General features: G+C 43.7%; 1 protein-coding gene. It reads right to left on the minus strand.

Translation table 11 applies throughout. The features are described 5' to 3' along the window. Positions 1-853 (minus strand): isopeptide-forming domain-containing fimbrial protein (locus HMPREF2655_RS02630; RefSeq protein ID WP_142352104.1); only part of this gene is annotated, 853 nt, incomplete at both ends.

Consider the following 853-nt stretch of genomic DNA (forward strand, 5'->3'; position numbering starts at 1 on the left):
TGCAGAAGAATCAGATGTAGCTGGAGTTGTCCCTTCAGCAGGTGTTGCTGGAGTAGCTGGTTGCGCTGCCTTAGTTGCTTCCAACTTCGCTTTCAATTCAGCCACTTTCGCTTCCGCCGCTTTCAAATCTTCCTTCTTGTTAGCCTCTGTTGAAGTCTCATCAGTTGACTTACCTGTCAAAGCTTTGAGTTCTTTCTCAGACTGTTCAAGTTGGGCTTGAAGAGTTGCTTTGAGCGCATCAAATTGAGCGTTTTCAACTTTGAGGGCGATGCGGTCAAGGTTCACTTTGAGGACTTGATTGATTTTATCACTGATTGTGAAGTTCGTCAATTCCGTCTTCTTGATGCGACCGTACTCATCTTTCAAGGCATTTCCATTTTCATCCTTAGGATCTGCAGGAACGAGCGTTGAAATGTCGAAGCGGAATGTTTCATCTGCTTCTTTCAATCTGTAACCACCAGTTGGATTTGATCCATCTTCTGGTCCAACAGTCTTAGAAGGTTCATTTGGTTTTGGTTCAGTTGGTTTTTCTGGGTCACGCGGTTTCACCGTTACCGGTTTTGATTCCTTGCTACCAGATTGACCATTGGCATCCTTGAAGTTAACACTTGCTTTGTTTGGTACCAATTGATCCTTATAAGGAGTCAAATCGCTATTCGCTTTGAGTTTAGCTGGGATGTACAATTGAATCTCTTTGAAGCCTTTTAGTCGAGCGAAATCTTTCACTTTTACAGTGACAGTGTTTCCTTCAACACTTGTTTCAAGAGCTCCATTTGCATCACGACCGTCCACATAGGCTACTGGCGTATCAGCGATTGCCAAGACAGATTCAAGTGTATCTGTTACGGTGAAC

The organism is Streptococcus sp. HMSC066F01 (genome assembly GCF_001837335.1).
Classification (GTDB): Bacteria; Bacillota; Bacilli; order Lactobacillales; family Streptococcaceae; genus Streptococcus; species Streptococcus oralis_S.